Here is a 17,883-nt window from a genome sequence, read left to right on the forward strand (position 1 = left end):
TGTTCGAGTTGCGCCGACCTGACAGTTCTGAGTCGAACTCAGGTTTGAACAGCATGAAGATCGGCTCCCTTTCCCCCTCGCCCCCTTGGGGGCGGTCCGACGTTTCGGGAGGGCTGGGGTGAGGGGATGGTTCTCACAGGCGAAACCGGAGTTTCGTCAAACGCCAGACACAAAAAAGCCGCACAACCCAAAAGTCGTGCGGCTTTGTCTTATCAGCCAATCAAGTGTCTTGCTTGTTGCTCAGCACCTTGCCGGTGGTCGCATCGAAGTCCACATCGAACTCCTTGCCATCAGCAGCACGCAGTTCAACTTCATACTCATAACCATTGAAGTGGTTATCCAGGTCGGTGTCGGTAATGGTCGCGCCCGGATGCAGTTTCAGCGCTTCTGCGTTCATCGATTCCAGCGACTTGATCTTGCCGGACTTGACCAGTTCAGGGATCTGGTCAACGCGAACGTCAGCCTGGGCCAGGCCAGCGGTGAGTGTCAGGGCGGCAGCGGTAAACAGGGCAGTCAAGGTTTTCATCGGTTATTCCTTTGGGTGATTCGTTTAAGTGGGTTCAGGTTAATCGCCGCAACTTAACTCACCCTTAAAACGCAGCGAGCAGGCCGGACTTCCGAGGGAGCGAGCCTGCTCGCGATACTGACTGACGCGCGGATTTACAGATCAGAAACCGTTGTTCTTCAACACCTGATCCACACTGGCGGCGGCCGGGCGTTTGTAGAACTTCAGCAGCTCGCTGGCGCGGTTGGTGAAGATACCGTCGACGCCAGCGGCCATGACTTTTTCGAAGTCCACCGGCTCATCCACGGTGTAAACGTGCACCAGCAGGCCCTGATCGTGGGTGTATCTGTTCATCCATGGTTGCACCAGATCCGAATAGCTCTGATCGCCGCCGTGGGTCAGCTTCGCCGAAGGGCCGGTGCCGATCGCACCCTGAGCCTTGGCGTAGTCGATCCACTGCTTGAACTCGGCTTCGGATTTCGGCTCTTGCTTGCCGTAGAACGCGTTCTTGTCCTTCTCGCCGGAGTCGGCAAAGGTCACTTTGGATTTCGGCTCGATGCTGCCTTCGCCGACCCACAGCAACAGGATCTTCGGCACCTGCGGCATTTCCTTTTGCAGCATTTCCAGGCTGCTCTTCTCGAAGGTTTGCAGGATCACCTTGCCGTTGCTCTCGCCGACGCTGGCGACGTTTTTCGCCGGTTTGGCGTCCGCCGGAATCAACCAGCCACGAGCCTGGAGTTTTTCCTTCAGGTCATGCTCGATCCCCGGGAACAGCTTCGGCTCCTTGGTTTCGATGTACAGGCCCGGCTTGTGCTTCGGATTGGCCTGGGCGATGTCGATGATTTCATCGAGGGTCAGAATCTTCAGGCCGACGTAGGACGGGCGGGCGCGATCCGGGTACTTGGCGTTGTACCAGCTGCCGGCGTCGAGGGTTTTCAGTTCGGCCATGGTGAAGGCATTGGCCGGGCTGTCCTTGCGCTCCGGGAACTTGGTGGCGACGTCGGTGGTGCGCTGCAGGTTATCGTCGTGCAGGGCGAACAGCACGCCGTCCTTGCTGCGCTGCAAGTCCATTTCCAGGTAATCGGCGCCCAGGTCGCGGGCCAGTTTGTAGGACGCGGCGGTGGATTCCGGGGCATCGAAGGAGGCACCACGGTGGGCGATCACCGCCGGGTGCGGAATGCCCTCGGAGGCAGCGAGCGCAACCGGGTTTGGCTGGCTGGCGGCGTGAGCCTGACCGAGGCCGAGCATCAGGCTCAGCAGCAGTGCGCTTTTGGTAAACGTGGCGGGCATGTCGAGGTCCTTTCGCAGGTATTTTCGAAGATGTCCCTTTTAGCAACTCAAACGAAAACCTGCTATCGCGAGACCGACATAAACGTACTGAAAGCGAAAATTTGCGCACTTTTGTGCGTTCGTTTGCAGTACGCTTGGCCACGGCAACCGCCCCGGCAGAGGGCTGGCCTCTATGCCCTGCGTGTAAACCTTCGATCACTTTTGTGAGGTTTACCATGCGCATCACATCGCAACTCATCTGCCAGGCCGCCGACGACCTCAAGGGCTTTGTCGGCCTCAACCGCAAGACCGGCCAGTACATCGTGCGCTTCAGTGAGGATTCGTTCGGCATGGACGTGGCCGATGACGGCATCATTCCGTGCAGCGAATTCGTCTGGGCGCCGGCCACCGAACAGACCATGACCCTCAAGCGCGAACGGATCCAGTTGCTGCTCGATCAGCACATCGATGACCGGATCAACATCACCGAACCGTTGCGCGTTTACATGAATAAACGCGAAGTGCCGGAGATTGAGGCGGTGCGTAGTCTGGTGAAGGGCTGAGATACTGCTGCGATTGTTCCCGCCCTTTCGTCGGAACGCCGCCCGGGGCAAGCCCGCTCCCACAGGTACAGTGTGATCTTGAGAGCAGCGCACTACCTGTGGGAGCGGGCTTGCCCGCGAAGGGGCCAGTGAATACACCTCAATACTCACTGGCCGAACCGATATTCCCGCTCCACCCGACACACCCGCGTCTGAAACGCCGAATACCACTCGGCCCGCCCGCGCGCCTGAATCACCCGGTGCTCCGGATGCTCGCGCCAGGCGAGAATCGCCGCCTCGCTTTCCCAGTACGAAACCGTCATCCCCACTCCGTCTGCCCCCCGGATCGAATCGATGCCGAGAAATCCCGGTTGCTCTTTCACCAGTTGCATCATGCGCTCGGACGCTTCGGTGTAGCCGTTGTCGCCTTCGGTGCGGGTCGAAGTGAAGATCACGGCGAAACACTCAGTGTTCGGACTCATCGAGATTGCTCCGAGCAGGCTTCAACAAACGCCCGCACCAGTGGCGGCAATTGCCCCTTGAGCGCTGCGCGTTCCGGCTGGAACAGTGTGGCGACGAAGAACACATGGTTTTTCAGTTCAATGGCCCGCAGGGCGCTGGCTTCACTCTTGTAAGGGCTGGCCGGAAAGCACCAGAAACCGTCGAAACGGTCGAGCGGTGTATCGGGGTGAATCCCGTCCGTGGCCAACCATTCGAAATCGACCGGACGGCGAAGGCGTTCCGCCGTCATTCCAAGGGCGACCGGAATGGCCTGGTGGGCAGTGACTTGCGGGTCGAAGTCACCGATCAGGGCGATGCGCAGGGCTCTGTATTCCATGAGTACTCGCTGTGCTTGTTGAGGGATGACGCTCACTATAGATTGGCGTTCACGCACTCAATATGGGCGTTTCCCCAAGTGATTAATGCAGCGACGCACTATCGGCTCGACTTCCCGGATCTGGCGCTGATTCTCGCCCTGGTGCGCGGCGGCTCTCTGGCCCGGGCCGCGCAGCTGTTGAAGGTCGATGTGTCGACGGTGTTTCGCGCCGTTCGCCGACTGGAAGCCGCGCTCGGCCAGCAATTGTTCGAAAAAAGCCGCGCCGGTTACCTGCCCACCAGCCTCGCGCAGACCCTGGCCGAGCAGGCCGAACGTGCCGAGCAGGCACTGGAAGCGGCGCGAATCGGCGTGGAGCAGGGCGGTGAAGTGGTCAGCGGCACGGTGCGCCTGACTTGTACCGACTCCGTGCTGCAAGGTCTGCTGCTGCCGGCGCTGGCGCAGTTCATGCCGAACTACCCGGCGCTGACCATCGAACTGAGCACTTCCAACGATTTCGCCAACCTCAGCCGCCGCGATGCCGACATCGCCCTGCGCCTGACGCGCACACCACCGGAGCATCTGGTCGGACGGGAGCTGGCGAAGATTTCCTACCGGGTCTGCGCCAGTCAGCGTTATCTACAAAATGTTGAATCGGCCGATCTGGCGGCGCTGACCTGGATCGCCCCGGACGACTTTCTGCCCGATCACCCGACCGTCGTCTGGCGCCGCCAGCACTTGCCTGGCGTGACGCCGGGCTATCGCTGCAACAGCATGCTGTCGGTGACGGAGCTGGTGCGCGCCGGGCTTGGCGTGGCGGCGTTGCCGGACTTTCTGATAAACGAAGGGCTGCAGGCCCTGAGCGAACCCTTGCACGGTTACGACACCGCGCTGTGGCTGCTGACCCGCCCGGACTGCCGCGCGTTGCGCTCGGTGGTCACGCTGTTCGATGAACTGGGGCGGGCGCTGAGGCTTTCGTGATCAGCCCTGCTGGGTCTGGCGCATGTGATCGTGCAGTTCGCGGGTCAGGCCTTCGATGCGCTCGGTCAGGTTCTTGGTCATCTCCGTGAGTCGGGTGTTCTGCTCCAGCAGCTCAAGCAGTTGCGCGGTGTTCTTCGCCGCTTGCGCCTGGCGTTCGCTGTTGGCCACGGCCAGGGCTTCGCGATGTTGCGCGTCAGCGTCCGATTGCGCTTTGTCGCGTGCAGCCTGACGAGTCTGTGCCAACAGAATCAGCGGCGCGGCGTAGGCGGACTGGAGGCTGAAAGCCAGGTTCAAGAGGATGAACGGATAAACGTCGAAATGGGTCACGCCAAAGATGTTGAGACTGATCCACAGCACCACGATCAGTGTCTGCGCGCCGAGAAAGGTTGGCGTGCCGAAAAAACGCGCAAACGCCTCGGCCCGCAAGGCGAACTTGTCGTTACCGAAGGTTGTGTTGAGGTGGGCGTGGGGGCGATGAAAGCGCAGGTGATCGACAGGGGCGGTGGAGGATTCGGTTTTTTCGGTGGTCATGACGGACTCGGCAGGGCTTGGGACGTTGAGTCACTATAGCCCTGCGTCGCCCGTGTTGGCCTTATCCCGGCGCACGCTCGTTGGCAAACATGCTCACCGCTTCCACGGCTTCGCTGGCGCCGTCCCGAATCTGCAGAATCACCGTACCGGCCTGATCCGCCAGCTCGACGCCTTGCGCCGCTCGACCACGGGTGCCGTCCATGCTCTTGATCGCCTGACGGGTTTCGGTCTGGATCAGGCTGATCATGTTGGAAATTTCCGCAGTGGAGCCGCTGGTGCGCGCTGCCAACTGCCGCACTTCATCGGCCACCACGGCAAAACCGCGACCCTGTTCGCCGGCTCGGGCGGCTTCGATTGCAGCGTTCAGGGCCAAAAGATTGGTCTGATCGGCAATCGCGCGGATGGTGTTGACGATGGCGGTGATCTGCTCGGAGCGCTCGCCGAGCTGCGCGATGAGGGTTGAGGATTCGGCAATATCGTCGGCAATCTCGCGCATTTCACAGGCGGCTTGCTGAATCACTTGCGTACCTTGCTCGGCGACTTTTCGGGTGGCCACCGAGATGTGATAGGCGGCGCTGGCACTGCGCGCATCCTGCTCGTGCTGTTCGACCCGGGCGGTCACGTCCGACGCGAACTTCACCACTTTGCACAAGCGGCCGGCGGCGTCGTAGACCGGGTTGTAATTGGCTTCCAGCCATACGGTCTGACCACGTTTGTCGACGCGTTCGAACTGGCCCTGAAACAGTTCGCCCTGATTCAACCGGCGCCAGAAATCCTGGTAGGCGCTGCTGTTGACCAGTTGCGCGGGGCAGAACAAGCGGTGATGTTTGCCTTTGAGTTCGGCAAGGGTGTAACCCATGCGCGTCAGGAAATTCTGATTGGCGGTGAGAATATTGCCGTCGAGATCGAATTCGATCACCGCCATGGCGCGGTCGATCGCCTGCAATTTCGCATTGGCTTCGCTTTCCTGCTGCACTTTCGCGGTGACATCCATGGCGTACTTGACCACTTTCACTACGCGGCCCGAGTCATCCTTGATCGGGTTATAGCTGGCTTCGAGCCAGATCGGTCGGCCCTGACTGTCGATGCGTTCAAAGGTGCCGGACTGGAATTGGCCGCTTTTCAATCGCGACCATAATTCGGTGTACTGATTGCCACGGGCAAACTCTGGAGAACAGAAATGGCGATGAGGCTGCCCGACCACCTGTTCGCGGGTGTAACCCATGGTTTTCAGGAAGTTGTCGTTGGCGCGCAGAACGACACCGTCGACATCGAATTCGATCACTGCCATGGAGCGGTTGATCGCTTCCAACAGGCCGGCTTGTTGGTTGATGGTGTTTTGAAGATCGACGAGGGCGGTCTTGTGACGATTGAAAATCATGCTCGTGGCACTCTGGAAATAGGGCTGAAGGTGGGGTCCCTGTTTCCGCGTCAGCCAGCCAGATAGCTCGATGGCTGGAAGCAGTGTGCCAGCATCCTGGCTGGCGGATTAACTTATACAAAACTTTATAAACTTGTACAAGAAATCGATTTTTCTCAATTTTGTACAAGTTTTTTCAGGCGGGTGATTGGCTCAACGCTACGCTGATTGTGTTACGTCCCGTGTGCTTGGCCGTGTACAACGCCTTGTCGGAATCTTCGAACCACTCAAGGGCATCGGCGTAAGAGGTTTGATAGCGAGCAAGCCCGATACTCAGGCTGACCCGCAGTTCGGAAACGTCGGGATGGCGGTATCGATCCAGTGCCTGACGCAGTTGCTCCATCAGCGCTTCAGCCTTGCTCAGGGGCAGGTTGGGCAGGATCACGCAGAATTCATCGCCACCGTAACGCCCGGCCAGCTTGCTTTCGTCGAGTACGAATTTCAGCTCATGGCTTAACTGCCGCAGCACCGCGTCGCCGACGATGTGCCCGTAACTGTCGTTGATCGACTTGAAATGATCGATGTCGATCAGCGCCAGGATGGCTTGGGAATTGTGCTGGCGGCACTGTTGGAACTTGAGGTGCAACAGGTCTTTCCAGGCGCCGTGGTTGAGCAGTCCGGTCAGGCTGTCGGTACGGCTCAGGGCGCTCAGGGTGCGTTTGTGTTCGGCGAGTTTGATCGCCAACCGGTAACAGACCATGCCAAGCGCCAGCGGATAAAGGGTCAGCATTGGCAGGCAGGCCAAGACCTGAGTCTGTGTAGCCGTCAGGGTGAAATGGATGCCGAACACTGACCAGCCCAGCAGCACGCCGATCACCTGGGCGAGGGCGCCCAGCCAGAACAGGCGCACGCCACCGGCGGCCACGTTGTTCATGGTCATCATCGACAGAATGGTCACCGTGGTCAGCGGATTGAACTGGAAACAGGCGGTCCAGAAACCACCGAATACCGAATCATAGAGCAGGTTGCGGCGTTCGGCGCGATACGGAAAGGCCGAGCGGGTCGACCATTGATAGGCCACATGCGGCCAGAGAAAGCCGTTAAACAGCAACACGGCCCAGAGCCAGGACGGCATGTTCAACGGATACAGCGCGGCACCCACACTGAAGAAGCCGATGCCTAATCCGATGGCCCGCGGCAAGTAAATGCGCCTGGCGAATGACAAACCTTTGCCGCGTTGGTTTTCCATGATGTTCTACGCCAGATTCATTCTGAAACACTTTGCAGTGTAATTCTTCAGACAGACCGTTCATCGGCCAATGACAGACATTGTCATTTATTCCAGCGGGAAAATTCAGTGTCCTTGTGAGCCATTTACCATGGCGCAGGCCTGAGCTAGAGCTGATAGCAGGTCAGGAACATATCGAGTGCAGAGTCGACCACGGCATTTTGCGTAGTGCTGTCGAGCGAGGGTTGGCCCAGGGAGATCTGTGGCCAGAAGGCAAAGGTTTTCAGCAGCCCTTGCACTTGATGGGCGGCGAACGCCGGATCGACCGGTTTCAATCGACCATCCGCTTGGGCGGCGCGAATCCACACCGTCACGCTTTCCTCACGTTCGTCCATACGCGCGACCATGTTCTGCGCGCGCTCCGGCGAATGGATCGCCGCCGCGATGGCGACACGGGCCAGATTCATGAAATTGTCGTCCGCCATCATTTGCAGTTTGGCCAGCAGCATGGTTCGCAATTGATCGCGCAATGGCTGATCGGGCTGATACGAGACGGTTTGCTCGGTGCTGATCCGTGCCCACAACTGGTTGAGAATTTCGGCGAACAGCTCTTCCTTGCTCGGAAAATGGTTGTACACCGTGCGCTTCGATACCCCGGCCGTGGCCGCAATCTTGTCCATGCTGGTGACCTCGAAACCGTTGGTACGAAATTCGGTGATCGCAGCCTGGATGATGGCTTCGCGTTTACGGTCAGTGAGGCGCTGAGGAGCTGTCATAAATTCGATTCGGCAGAAAAAAGGGTGAAGTTACACTCGGCAGTTTACTTGTCATCGGGTTTGATGCAACCTAGAAAGTACACCGGTCAGTGTAATGTTGCGTTAATCGGTGCAATCTAAAACCCGATGTCCGGCTGATGCGTGCGTGCCTTGGCCATTTATCGTCCCACCGTGGAAAGCCGTGAATTGCGCGGTGTTTCCGGAGTCATTCAGTCATGGCCAAATCAAATTCTCCCGCGGTTAGTCCAGCACCTGAAGCTTCGCGCCAGGCCGAAGGGACTTTCCGCAACCACGCGCCGGTGCAGCGCGAAGGTTTGCGCAAGATGCTGCGGATCATGTGGAACATGATCTTCCACAAGCCACGTAACACCCGTCCTGCGTCGGCCATCCCAGTGCAGCCACTGACCCGCGCCGACCTGATCGCGGCACCCAACCACAGTGTTTATCGCCTCGGCCATTCGACCTTGCTGCTCAAGCTGCAACACAAATTCTGGATCACCGATCCGGTGTTCGCCGAGCGCGCCTCGCCGGTGCAATGGGCCGGGCCGAAACGCTTTCACCAGCCACCGATCAGCATCGATGAATTGCCGCCGATCGAAGCGATGATCCTGTCGCATAACCACTACGACCACCTCGACTATGAAGCAGTGCTGAAACTGGCGGACAAGGTCAACGTGTTCCTGACCCCGCTGGGCGTCGGTGACACCCTGATCAAATGGGGCATCGATGGCAGCAAGATCCGCCAGTTCGACTGGTGGCAGGGCACCGAAGTCGCCGGCATCCGCTTCATCGCCACCCCGTCGCAGCACTTTTCCGGTCGGGGCCTGTTCGATAGCAACCAGACGCTGTGGGCATCCTGGGTCATCATCGACGGTGACAAACGCATCTTCTTCAGCGGCGACAGCGGCTACTTCGACGGGTTTAAACGCATTGGTGAAGAGTACGGACCGTTCGACCTGACGCTGATGGAGACCGGCGCCTACAACGTCGAATGGCCTCACGTGCACATGCAACCTGAAGAAACATTGCAGGCTCACCTCGACCTCAAGGGCCGCTGGCTGTTCCCGATCCACAACGGCACGTTCGATCTGGCGATGCACGCCTGGCATGAGCCGTTCGACCGCATTCTTGCGCTGGCATGGGAACGCAGCGTGTCGATCACCACGCCGAGAATGGGCGAGGCTTTTAACCTGATGCAACCGCAGCGTGGGGACGCGTGGTGGTTGGAAATGGAACAAGAGATGTCAGAAAAAGGGAGCATTGCTTGTAGCGGCTACAAGGCTGGGTGAGTTTTCCTACCGGTACTGGTTCTTGTTGCTGACAGCCGATTCCTGCGGCTTCGGTAGGCTTGGTCGCGAGTGAAATGACTCACTCGTGATTGGCTTAAACAAGGATTAGAAAATGAAATTCCGCTTTAACGGCAGACAGAATGCGCTCGCGCAGGCCTTCCTGCTTTCGCTCACCAGCAGCGGCGCCTTCGCGGCGCCCTCCAGCGCACCCCTTGAGTACGCAAGCGCCAGCGAGCTGAGTGCAATGATGGTCAGCAACGAACTGACTTCAGTCGCGCTGGTTCAGCACCTCATCACACGCATTGCGGATCTGGACAAGCAAGGTCCGACCCTCAATGCCATTATCGAAATGAACTCCCAGGCTCTCGACATCGCAGCCGCGATGGATGAAGAGCGTGCGCAAGGCAAGATCCGTGGGCCGCTGCACGGTATTCCCGTGCTGCTGAAAGACAACTTCAATACCGCCGACAACATGCAAACCAGTGCAGGCTCACTGGCCATGGTCGGGCAACCGGCGGCTCAAGATGCGTTCACGGTTAAACAACTGCGCGATGCCGGCGCCATCCTGCTGGGCAAGGCCAACATGAGCGAGTGGTCGGGGATGCGGGACTTGTCACTGCCCTTGGGGTGGAGCGGGCGCGGTGGTCAGGGGAAAAATCCTCATGTCCTCAGCGAAAGTACCTGTGGATCCAGTTCAGGTTCGGCGGCAGCGATTGCCGCAGGGCTCGCTCCACTGGCTCTGGGAACTGAAACCAACGGCTCGATCAGTTGCCCAGCGTCGGCCAATGGTGTGGTTGGCGTCAAACCGACGCTCGGATTGTTCAGCCGCTCCGGCATCGTGCCTATCACCCGCTTGCAAGACACGCCGGGCACAATGACCCGAACCGTGCGGGATGCCGCGCTGTTGTTCAACGTCATGCAAGGCGTTGATGCCTCTGACAGTGCCACTGCCGACGCGCCCACTGGCGTCGACTACACCGCATTGCTCTCCAGTGAAGCGCTGCAAGGCAAACGGATCGGTTATCCGGTTGCATACACCGGATCCCACGCTACGGTACTGAACCCGAGTCTGGAGATGCTTGCTGCAATGGCCACGCTGGAAGAGCAAGGCGCTACGCTGGTCCCGCTGACTGTGCGTCTGCCGGACATCGATGACTACATTAACGGTCTGATGGGCGCGATGAAGCATGAGCTGCCCGAATATCTCGCCAGTCGCCAAGGCTTGCCGATTGACTCCTTGCAGGCACTGATAGATTTCAACCAAGCCAACCCCGTTGACGATTCATTCGGCCAGCAGACGCTTGAGGCCATCAACGCATCGGCGCTTTCCCGCCAAGAGTCGAGCACACTGCTTGCTACTATCAGTCAGAACTTCAAAGACGCTATCGATGAGCAGGTGCGTGAGCACAATCTGGATGCGCTGTTCGCCGAAGCGGACGGCTTTTCCCAGTTCTCCGCCGCCACCGCAGGCTACCCGGCAATCACCTTGCCCTCGGGCATGAACGATGACGCCACGCCGACCTCCGTGACCTTCTACGGCCAGCAGTGGAGCGAGCCACAGTTGTTTGCCATGGCGTACAGCTACGAACAGGCTTCGATGGAATTGCGTCATCCGGGTTTCAAGGAGTAAACACCTTGTTGGCAGTGCGTTGTCTTCGACTATTTCAAGCACTGCCGTATCAAGCGAACACCACCTCAATTCGGCCCTCTTTGCGAGAGCGGGGGGCCGGTTTGACCACAATCTGCACATCTCGGCCGAGGTGGGAAAGGCATTCCATCATCTTGGCCTCACTGATGCCGCGGAATTTTCCTCTCAGCATTTCGGATAGCTTGGGTTGTGATAACCCCAAGATTTCAGAAGCTTGAGATTGAGTGAGATGACGCGCTTTGATGATTTCACCGATCTTTGAGGAAAGCTGTGATTTGATCCTCATCTCATTGGCGTTTGGTATCTCTAGATCCTCGTAGATGTTCCCTCTGCTTTCTTCGATTCCAATCAATTTCGAGTTCCTTCCGCGTGTGGGCCGACCTCAACGGGTCTTTTCAATCAGCCATTGCATAAGTTTCGCGATCAACCGACGTGGGCATCGCACCTCCGACATTCCCCCCACGCCCCGGCGCAAACCCCGGAAAGAACACCAACCCCTGCGCCTCGAACCGATAGGTCAACGCCAGCCGCACCGCGTCCGCCACGTCATGCTGCGCCTCGAACCGCTGAATGTCGTCTGCTGAAACCTTGGCCTCCCGCGACAACTGTTCGATGCTCCAGCCCAACATCCCTCGGGCCTGGGCGCAATGGGTGGGGGTGAACTGGAAAAGGGCGATACGTTCGAGGATGAGGTTCATCGCTGAAGAGGCCATGGTGTGCTCCGGGCTCGAGAGTGCTGATGGAAAATGTACTGTGTTTTTGTACAGTTGTTTTCGGCCGGGATCAAACGCATTTTTTGATTTGCCCTAGTTCGCCGCCTCCAACCAGACGGACGGTGCCTGACCGAGGATCCGGCGGAACATCGTCGAGAACGCCGCCGGGCTGTCGTAGCCGAAATCCAGGGCAATCCGCGTCACCGCTTCACCCGCCGCCAGACGTGCCAGCGCCAGTACCACGCAGGCGCGCTGGCGCCATCGACTGAAACTCAGGCCGGTCTGTAGACGAAACAATCTGTTGAAGGTGCGCAAGCTTACGTGCAGTTGATCGGCCCATTGCTGGGGGGATTGATGGGCATTCGGTTGATGCAGAAAGGTCTGACACAGTTCGAGCAGTCGTCCGTCAGAAGGCAGCGGGATATGCAACGGAAGTGGCGCACTGCGCACCAATTCATGCAGCAACAAATCGATCAACACGCCGTCGCGCCCGGTCAAGTCATAGGTCAGCGGCAGTTCCACGGCTTCCATCAGCAAGTGCCGGATCAATGGCGACACACTGATCACCTGACAACGTTCGCCCAGATCCACCGCCCCCGGCTCGATATACAAACTGCGCGTGCTGACCCCCAGCATCAACACCTCATGCGCCACCCCCGGCGGAATCCACACCGCCCGCTGCGGCGGCACCACCCAGTTGCCATCATGCGTGCTGACCTGCATCACCCCGGTCGCGCCGTACAACAATTGCGCCCGCCGATGCGTATGACGTGGCAACAGATAGCCGTGGGAATAATCCGTACCGATCGCCACCACCGGGCGCGGCGTGTCATCCAGCAGATTGATCGAAACATTGCGCATCGAGCGGCACCCAGCAGTTGGCGTAAACGCAAACATTATTGGCTGACTTGCTGAAGCAGGCCAAGCGCAGCGGCTCTATCGTCGACGGCTCCCCCATCAACGGACGACGCGCCATGTTCTACCTCCTGCTGACACTCTTCGGCTGCCTGACCGGCGTCACCGCCGTGCTCTTCGGCTTCGGCGGCGGCTTCATCGTCGTGCCACTGCTGTACCGCATGCTCACCGCGAGCCACGGCGCCGACGACCCGATCAGCCAATCCGCCATGCACATCGCTGTCGCCACCTCGACCTGCGTGATGATCGTCAACGCACTGGTCGCCACCGACAAACACCGCCGCGCCGGCAACCTCATCCGTGATTACCTGTGGCCCTTGGGCGGATTCATCGGATTGGGCGCGGTCGTCGGCGCAATCGCCGCGGTGTGGGTCAGCGGCGAAGTCATTCGCTATGCCTTCATCGCCTACCTCGGCGTGACGATTATCGATTGCCTGCTGCGACGCAGCTTTCTTACACAATCCCAAGGCGCCGTCCCACGTCGACTGGGAACGGTGGAAACATCTGGCGGCGGTGTAGGCATTGGCGCCATCGCAACCTTTCTCGGCGTAGGAGGAAGCGTCATGACCGTGCCGTTGTTGCGGCGTTGCGGGTTGAGCATGTCGCAGGCGACGTCCATGGCCAATCCGCTGAGCGTGCCCGTGGCGCTGGCGGGGACGCTGACCTACATGGTGATGGCTGGATTTAGCGAGACAGACCTCGGGTCATGGTTTGTCGGATATGTGGATCTGCTGGCGTTTGCGGTGCTGACGCTGGGCTCGATGCTGGGGATTCGACTGGCCACGCCGTGGATCGGACGGATACCGGATCGGGTGCATGCTTGGGTTTATATTGGATTGTTGGTTATTGTGATGTTGGGAATGTCGGCGAGGTAGTTCGCAAGTCGACAGTCCATCAATCGACCACTTCCAGTATTTATTAGAGATCAAGGATGCTGATCTTCAATTGCACCGAAGCCGCCAGCAAGTTCTTCAGTCGTGTCCACCAGGGCAAAAATATCACCCCGGTGGATTTCGCCCCGCCATCATCAACCGTCGAAGATGATGAGATGGACAGTGGTATCGAACAGTGGCTGGTGCATGCGATCACTGTGCAACGAAAGCATGTACTGTTCGCCATGCATATCAAGACTCGCTATTGCATGGTTTTCGCCGACATGAAAAAGGCCGATCTGGATGTATTTGTGGGGCAATTCGCTGATCGCTGGTTCAACGGTGTAATGCTTCATGCAACCCATCACGGGCTCTCCGAGTGGATTGATATCGAACCGTTGATTGAGCGATTCCAGTGGATGTGTCGACCGCAGCAGTTCTATCGCCGCAGCCATCGCAGCGCACAAAAACACATCGATGAAATTGCCTGGGTCTTCCAGGACAAGGCCGCAGGAACCGGTTGTTTACCGCCTGATGAAGTCGCAGCCATGGTGTTCGACGCGCAGATGAACGACACCCCGAGAAACAGTAAGGGCACAAAGGGTTATTACTACCCGGATGAGGAGATGACCGTTCATTGGCTTCGTCGTTATTGCGCTCTGGATGAGGACGAAGTTCAAGCGGCCAAGGACCGGCGCAAGCAAGTGTATCGGGAGATCGCAGCAGCTGAGCACGAAGCCTGGCTGAAGGAATACAACCGACAAAACTCGATTACTTAAACAACCCCCGCCATAATCCGCCCCGATTTTTCCAGCGCCGGCACCCACGTCCCGGCGCGACCTCCGACTCACTCAGGGATCGATCCATGCTCAAGGGACTGTTGCGCCTGGCGCCATACGCCGTGGCGTTGTTCACACTCATTTCCACCGCCCATGCCGAAGATGTCCGGCGCGTGTTCACCGGCACGCTGGGCAAGACGCCGATTGTGGTCGAGATCAATACCCAGAACCCGGATGAAGTGACCGGTCGTTACTTCTACGAAAAATACCATCGGGACCTGCCCCTCAGCGGGTCATTGCAGGACGGCACCCTGACGCTGGTCGAAGGCAACAATCGCTACAGCGACGACAAGCCACTGCCAACTTTGAAACTGGAAGAAACTGCCACTGGCTGGCAGGGCGAGTGGCAAAGTCCGAAGGGCAAGAAGCTTTCAGTGCAACTTTCCGAGGCCAGGCTTCCAGCGCCGACAACTTCTACGCTGCCCTTCATCGCCGCGCTGCCAAACGGTGAGCCGTATGAATATTTGCGACTACAGGGACTCAAGCTCAAACCGCTGAAGAAACAAGACTTCATGGGTTACACCCTGCAATGGTGGACAGAGCCCGAGTCGAAGATTTCGTTGTTCAGCGTAGAGTCCGGTCTGCCAAAAGATGATCTGCAACGGGTTAACCAGCAGTTGCTTGGACGATTGTGGAATGAAGTCATTCGTTATCACGGTTGCCAGCTGCAGGGTGGGGAAAACGTCGACTTCATGCAGAACGCAGACCCCAAAATGATTTCTCCAGCCGTGGTCAGCCTGAACATCTCGACCAGTTATTACTGTGGTGGCGCGCATCCGGACTTCGGTGATTCACCCCTTAACATTGATGTAAGAACAGGCCATCCGTTGTCACTCGAAGATGTGTTGTGGGTAGGTGAGGGCAAGCCACTTCTGCATGCCGAACGAGACAGTCTGGGTGACAAACCCTTGAGCCAAGCCGAAAGTGACGCGCGTTATCAGTATGAAAACAAAGAGCTGGTGCCTTGGCTGATCAAGCAATTCACCGCCCTGTACCTCGCAGAAATGAAGAAACCGACGCAAGATGATGATTGCGACTTCACGGAAGAAAGCGTTTGGGGTTCTTCGCCGTGGTACTTCACTGCGAAAGGTTTGTACCTGGGCGCCTATTTCGCCCGCGTACAACGTTCTTGCGATAGACCAGACTGGTCAGTCCTGCCGTATTCCCTCATCAAACAACACCCCGGCGCCGTCAAACTGCAACTGCCCCAGGGCTAACCATCACGCCAGACCCGGCGCTTCACGAATGATGAAGTGATCCAGATTCTCGATATTGGCATTGAAAACCTCGAAAGGCTTTTCGGGGTTCTTCTTGCCCGGCACCTGCTTCAACTCCGGCGTCACGCCATAAAAGAAGCAGAACAACTCCTTGTCGCTGTCGATCGCGTGCTTGATCTCTTCCAGAAACGCCTTGCGCTTGCGGTAGTTGTCGATCAGCTTTTTGTTGAGATAGACACTGACCGGATAAGGCTTCTTCTTGCTGTCCTCCGGCTTCTTGAACCAGACCTTGTCCTCGAAATCGATCCGGAAACTGGCGCTGTGAAAGTCCTCGATCTTCTTGATCCGGCCCCAGTAAATCAGCCCCTTGTTGTCCATCAAATACTCAATCTTCTTGAAGAACGAACTGTACGGCGCCGTGTGTTCGCCAATCTTCAACGGCATGCGCTTGAGCAAATCCTTGTCCGCGAAGTTCGACACAAAACACTCCACGGGGTGAGCGAAGACGCTGGTCTTGTCGGGCGCCGTCTCACGACTCGGCGATTCTTTTGAGGGAGTAGCCGCCACCCGCACCGGATCATCCCGCAACGCATCCGCCGTCCCCGCTGGCGCGGCAGGCTTGCGCACATACTCACGGCGCGTCAGCAACAACTCCGACGGAAAATGCTCCTCCCGCCCGTCATCCGTTTCCCCATCCGCCGCCTCAACCCCTGACGCCGACGTTTTCACACTCACATACGGACAACCCGCCACATGCTGCGTACCGGGCAGATTCTTGAAGTGCGGCGTGCGCACGTAATTCACGTTCTTGGCGTTGAACGTGCCCAACTCGTTGGAAGCATCGAATGCCGAACGACAGGCGTCGTTGGGGCACTGGAAATGCTCCTTCGCAGAATCGAACGCCACCGTCTCATCGAAATTGAGATCGCGAACGTCATAGATCGACAGTTTGTCGTCGAGGCTGAGGCAGTAGGCGAGGTCGAATTTCATGGTGGGGCTCGGGTCCTTGAGTGGGGGAGGGGTATTAATAGCGGGAGGTGGGGTGGGTTGCACTGATTGTTTTCAGAATGATGCAGAACCAGTCTGCTGACGATTGTCCTCCCAAGAACTCCGAGCCATAAAAAAACCGCTGCTTGAAAACTCAAGCAGCGGTTTTTTTATGTCAGTAACTACGCAGCATTCGTGAAGCTTTACGCCACCAGGATTCCTGCCGATTGAACGGATCCTCCGCCAGCAAACAGGGCATGTCCCGTAACCGAATCCACGGCTCATCCTGCCAGTGCAATGTGCTCAACGACATCTTGGGCCAGCTCAAAACACTCAGTATCGGACGCTCAACCGAGCGCGTCGGACGGGCATCTCGCAGCGCGGGTACAACCTGATGCGTCACCCACTCGCGAAGCTGCCGATACTCGGGGCAGTAGTGATAGACCAGCAGCGCATATACGCCTGACTCGCTCACCATCAAGTGTTCTCCGGCTTCGCCATAGGTCTCCACACACATCATCTGCCGCTGATCAGCATCGAGTTTGCGCAGTTGTCGCTCATCCAGATATTTGCCCATCAGACGCCCCAGTTCATGGACGCAGAACCAGGCTTGGTTCTCCACAAGAAGGGCATGCAGGTGGGTTTTGTTACGGACAAATCGAGTTGGACGAAGAGGTTCAGACATGACGTGCCTCCCGAGTCGGGAGCACGGGAATCGAATGGCGGGTACAACGATTCGCCTTCATCGTGAAGGCTGAATAGTCAGGCATTTCCATTTACCTCTGGCTGCTTTCTTAGGGCATTCGTTAAGGGTGTCGGGAGCTAAGAAACCCACCAGAGACGGGCCGGACATATTCCCCTTTCGGGTCTTGTATTCGCCCACTCCCGACATAACGGGATTTTTCGCAGGCGTAGAGAAACCGCAGACGAAAAAAAGCCGCATGACTGTCGGGTGCGGAGGACCGCTCTGGTTGAGGCGTTTCTTAGGCGCCGGGTTTAGAGGGTAGGGGGGCTATTACCTTGGGTCAACCCCCTAAAAGCTATCTGAGGTATATGAAGCTACCCTCAAAAACGGGCATACCGACGCTGAACTGATTATTGAGCCTGTAAAAAGGCCATTTCCCGATCCTGGTAGATAAAATCTATCAAGAGCCGGTCTGATTAGCTCAGAACGTATTGTCATGCACTGTAACTTGCTAAATCGAAGTACCTCATCCATGTGTGCCAGTTCTTAATGGTGGTAAGCGGGAGTTGTTAGCGTTTTTGGTTGTCAAGGAATATCGATTTTTTGTGCCATGTTTGATTATTTTGAAATCGTTCTGTTGTTTTTTGGCTATTATGTACGCTAATCTTGAATTGTTTGAGGTTTGCGTCAGGGACTGGATAGTGCAGTTTAA

The 17,883-nt window shown here is 57.7% G+C and carries 20 protein-coding genes and 1 pseudogene; 7 read left to right on the forward strand and 14 right to left on the reverse strand.

Annotation, left to right across the window (positions count from 1 at the left end):
- Positions 1–220 precede the first annotated feature (220 nt).
- Together ACTJK7_RS21945 and ACTJK7_RS21950 are read right to left on the reverse strand one after the other, a co-directional pair.
- Positions 221–526, reverse strand: a complete 306-nt coding sequence (locus ACTJK7_RS21945; RefSeq protein ID WP_074688249.1) for a PepSY domain-containing protein — start codon at positions 524–526, stop codon at positions 221–223.
- 141 nt (positions 527–667) lie between these two features.
- Complete coding sequence (locus ACTJK7_RS21950; protein WP_440779818.1) at positions 668–1,795, reverse strand: glycerophosphodiester phosphodiesterase; 1,128 nt, start codon at positions 1,793–1,795, stop codon at positions 668–670.
- A gap of 215 nt (positions 1,796–2,010) precedes the next feature.
- Between ACTJK7_RS21950 and ACTJK7_RS21955 the strand changes: the two genes are divergently transcribed.
- Entirely contained in the window at positions 2,011–2,337 is a 327-nt protein-coding gene (locus ACTJK7_RS21955; RefSeq protein ID WP_108563034.1) for a DUF2025 family protein, read from the forward strand.
- Positions 2,338–2,483: 146 nt separating this feature from the next.
- Here ACTJK7_RS21955 and ACTJK7_RS21960 read toward each other — a convergent pair whose 3' ends face one another.
- The gene (locus ACTJK7_RS21960) at positions 2,484–2,798 is read right to left on the reverse strand and encodes an antibiotic biosynthesis monooxygenase family protein (RefSeq protein ID WP_108563033.1); all 315 of its coding nucleotides are present in this window, start codon (positions 2,796–2,798) and stop codon (positions 2,484–2,486) included.
- Positions 2,795–3,154, reverse strand: a complete 360-nt coding sequence (locus ACTJK7_RS21965) for a hypothetical protein (protein WP_440779817.1) — start codon at positions 3,152–3,154, stop codon at positions 2,795–2,797. The genes ACTJK7_RS21960 and ACTJK7_RS21965 overlap by 4 nt, the downstream gene beginning before the upstream one ends.
- 15 nt (positions 3,155–3,169) lie before the next feature.
- Here ACTJK7_RS21965 and ACTJK7_RS21970 point away from each other — a divergent pair, with 15 nt between their 5' ends.
- Positions 3,170–4,111: a LysR family transcriptional regulator gene (locus ACTJK7_RS21970; RefSeq protein WP_323151365.1), complete on the forward strand. Its 942-nt coding sequence runs from the start codon at positions 3,170–3,172 to the stop codon at positions 4,109–4,111.
- On the opposite strand, the gene ACTJK7_RS21975 is transcribed toward ACTJK7_RS21970, so the two are convergent.
- The 5 genes and pseudogenes from ACTJK7_RS21975 to ACTJK7_RS21995 all read right to left on the reverse strand — a co-directional run bounded on the left by ACTJK7_RS21975 (position 4,112) and on the right by ACTJK7_RS21995 (position 8,006).
- On the reverse strand, positions 4,112–4,642 hold the full coding sequence (locus tag ACTJK7_RS21975) for a DUF1003 domain-containing protein (protein ID WP_011335556.1): 531 nt from the start codon (positions 4,640–4,642) through the stop codon (positions 4,112–4,114).
- Between the two features lie 61 nt (positions 4,643–4,703).
- On the reverse strand, positions 4,704–5,264 hold the full coding sequence (locus ACTJK7_RS21980; RefSeq protein WP_419791545.1) for a methyl-accepting chemotaxis protein: 561 nt from the start codon (positions 5,262–5,264) through the stop codon (positions 4,704–4,706).
- A pseudogene (locus tag ACTJK7_RS21985) lies at positions 5,250–6,023 on the reverse strand (PAS domain-containing protein); the annotation flags it as partial. The pseudogene ACTJK7_RS21985 and the gene ACTJK7_RS21980, both read right to left, overlap by 15 nt.
- A gap of 175 nt (positions 6,024–6,198) precedes the next feature.
- The gene (locus tag ACTJK7_RS21990) at positions 6,199–7,251 is read right to left on the reverse strand and encodes a diguanylate cyclase (protein ID WP_440779815.1); all 1,053 of its coding nucleotides are present in this window, start codon (positions 7,249–7,251) and stop codon (positions 6,199–6,201) included.
- Between the two features lie 146 nt (positions 7,252–7,397).
- Positions 7,398–8,006: a TetR/AcrR family transcriptional regulator gene (locus ACTJK7_RS21995; protein WP_440779814.1), complete on the reverse strand. Its 609-nt coding sequence runs from the start codon at positions 8,004–8,006 to the stop codon at positions 7,398–7,400.
- Positions 8,007–8,221: 215 nt separating this feature from the next.
- Here ACTJK7_RS21995 and ACTJK7_RS22000 point away from each other — a divergent pair, with 215 nt between their 5' ends.
- Positions 8,222–9,295: an MBL fold metallo-hydrolase gene (locus tag ACTJK7_RS22000; RefSeq protein WP_440779813.1), complete on the forward strand. Its 1,074-nt coding sequence runs from the start codon at positions 8,222–8,224 to the stop codon at positions 9,293–9,295.
- Between the two features lie 112 nt (positions 9,296–9,407).
- A complete protein-coding gene (locus tag ACTJK7_RS22005) occupies positions 9,408–10,925 on the forward strand; it encodes an amidase family protein (protein ID WP_440779812.1) in 1,518 nt (505 codons plus the stop codon).
- 49 nt (positions 10,926–10,974) lie between these two features.
- On the opposite strand, the gene ACTJK7_RS22010 is transcribed toward ACTJK7_RS22005, so the two are convergent.
- The 3 genes from ACTJK7_RS22010 to ACTJK7_RS22020 form a co-directional block, all read right to left on the reverse strand.
- The gene (locus tag ACTJK7_RS22010) at positions 10,975–11,295 is read right to left on the reverse strand and encodes a helix-turn-helix domain-containing protein (RefSeq protein WP_011335550.1); all 321 of its coding nucleotides are present in this window, start codon (positions 11,293–11,295) and stop codon (positions 10,975–10,977) included.
- A gap of 43 nt (positions 11,296–11,338) precedes the next feature.
- Positions 11,339–11,656: an XRE family transcriptional regulator gene (locus tag ACTJK7_RS22015; protein ID WP_323151357.1), complete on the reverse strand. Its 318-nt coding sequence runs from the start codon at positions 11,654–11,656 to the stop codon at positions 11,339–11,341.
- Between the two features lie 93 nt (positions 11,657–11,749).
- On the reverse strand, positions 11,750–12,517 hold the full coding sequence (locus tag ACTJK7_RS22020) for an AraC family transcriptional regulator (RefSeq protein WP_440779810.1): 768 nt from the start codon (positions 12,515–12,517) through the stop codon (positions 11,750–11,752).
- 113 nt (positions 12,518–12,630) lie between these two features.
- Here ACTJK7_RS22020 and ACTJK7_RS22025 point away from each other — a divergent pair, with 113 nt between their 5' ends.
- The 3 genes from ACTJK7_RS22025 (at position 12,631) to ACTJK7_RS22035 (ending at position 15,499) form a co-directional block, all read left to right on the forward strand.
- The gene (locus tag ACTJK7_RS22025; RefSeq protein WP_440779916.1) at positions 12,631–13,446 is read left to right on the forward strand and encodes a sulfite exporter TauE/SafE family protein; all 816 of its coding nucleotides are present in this window, start codon (positions 12,631–12,633) and stop codon (positions 13,444–13,446) included.
- Positions 13,447–13,502: 56 nt separating this feature from the next.
- On the forward strand, positions 13,503–14,222 hold the full coding sequence (locus ACTJK7_RS22030; protein WP_236196550.1) for a DUF6933 domain-containing protein: 720 nt from the start codon (positions 13,503–13,505) through the stop codon (positions 14,220–14,222).
- Positions 14,223–14,308: 86 nt separating this feature from the next.
- Entirely contained in the window at positions 14,309–15,499 is a 1,191-nt protein-coding gene (locus ACTJK7_RS22035; protein WP_440779808.1) for a hypothetical protein, read from the forward strand.
- A gap of 3 nt (positions 15,500–15,502) precedes the next feature.
- Here ACTJK7_RS22035 and ACTJK7_RS22040 read toward each other — a convergent pair whose 3' ends face one another.
- Together ACTJK7_RS22040 and ACTJK7_RS22045 are read right to left on the reverse strand one after the other, a co-directional pair.
- Positions 15,503–16,489, reverse strand: a complete 987-nt coding sequence (locus ACTJK7_RS22040) for a hypothetical protein (RefSeq protein WP_440779807.1) — start codon at positions 16,487–16,489, stop codon at positions 15,503–15,505.
- Between the two features lie 172 nt (positions 16,490–16,661).
- A complete protein-coding gene (locus ACTJK7_RS22045; protein ID WP_440779806.1) occupies positions 16,662–17,171 on the reverse strand; it encodes a BRO-N domain-containing protein in 510 nt (169 codons plus the stop codon).
- Positions 17,172–17,883: the final 712 nt, after the last annotated feature.

The sequence above is a fragment of the Pseudomonas sp. 22085 genome, assembly GCF_052045815.1.
Classification (GTDB): Bacteria; Pseudomonadota; Gammaproteobacteria; order Pseudomonadales; family Pseudomonadaceae; genus Aquipseudomonas; species Aquipseudomonas glycinae.

Bases quoted from the DNA above. Each gene is read 5' to 3' on its own strand.
- ACTJK7_RS21945 (WP_074688249.1), bottom strand. From the start codon at position 526: ATGAAAACCTTGACTGCCCTGTTTACCGCTGCCGCCCTGACACTCACC.
- ACTJK7_RS21950 (WP_440779818.1), bottom strand. From the start codon at position 1,795: ATGCCCGCCACGTTTACCAAAAGCGCACTGCTGCTGAGCCTGATGCTC.
- ACTJK7_RS21955 (WP_108563034.1), top strand. From the start codon at position 2,011: ATGCGCATCACATCGCAACTCATCTGCCAGGCCGCCGACGACCTCAAG.
- ACTJK7_RS21960 (WP_108563033.1), bottom strand. From the start codon at position 2,798: ATGAGTCCGAACACTGAGTGTTTCGCCGTGATCTTCACTTCGACCCGC.
- ACTJK7_RS21965 (WP_440779817.1), bottom strand. From the start codon at position 3,154: ATGGAATACAGAGCCCTGCGCATCGCCCTGATCGGTGACTTCGACCCG.
- ACTJK7_RS21975 (WP_011335556.1), bottom strand. From the start codon at position 4,642: ATGACCACCGAAAAAACCGAATCCTCCACCGCCCCTGTCGATCACCTG.
- ACTJK7_RS21990 (WP_440779815.1), bottom strand. From the start codon at position 7,251: ATGGAAAACCAACGCGGCAAAGGTTTGTCATTCGCCAGGCGCATTTAC.
- ACTJK7_RS21995 (WP_440779814.1), bottom strand. From the start codon at position 8,006: ATGACAGCTCCTCAGCGCCTCACTGACCGTAAACGCGAAGCCATCATC.
- ACTJK7_RS22000 (WP_440779813.1), top strand. From the start codon at position 8,222: ATGGCCAAATCAAATTCTCCCGCGGTTAGTCCAGCACCTGAAGCTTCG.
- ACTJK7_RS22005 (WP_440779812.1), top strand. From the start codon at position 9,408: ATGAAATTCCGCTTTAACGGCAGACAGAATGCGCTCGCGCAGGCCTTC.
- ACTJK7_RS22015 (WP_323151357.1), bottom strand. From the start codon at position 11,656: ATGGCCTCTTCAGCGATGAACCTCATCCTCGAACGTATCGCCCTTTTC.
- ACTJK7_RS22020 (WP_440779810.1), bottom strand. From the start codon at position 12,517: ATGCGCAATGTTTCGATCAATCTGCTGGATGACACGCCGCGCCCGGTG.
- ACTJK7_RS22025 (WP_440779916.1), top strand. From the start codon at position 12,631: ATGTTCTACCTCCTGCTGACACTCTTCGGCTGCCTGACCGGCGTCACC.
- ACTJK7_RS22030 (WP_236196550.1), top strand. From the start codon at position 13,503: ATGCTGATCTTCAATTGCACCGAAGCCGCCAGCAAGTTCTTCAGTCGT.
- ACTJK7_RS22035 (WP_440779808.1), top strand. From the start codon at position 14,309: ATGCTCAAGGGACTGTTGCGCCTGGCGCCATACGCCGTGGCGTTGTTC.
- ACTJK7_RS22040 (WP_440779807.1), bottom strand. From the start codon at position 16,489: ATGAAATTCGACCTCGCCTACTGCCTCAGCCTCGACGACAAACTGTCG.
- ACTJK7_RS22045 (WP_440779806.1), bottom strand. From the start codon at position 17,171: ATGTCTGAACCTCTTCGTCCAACTCGATTTGTCCGTAACAAAACCCAC.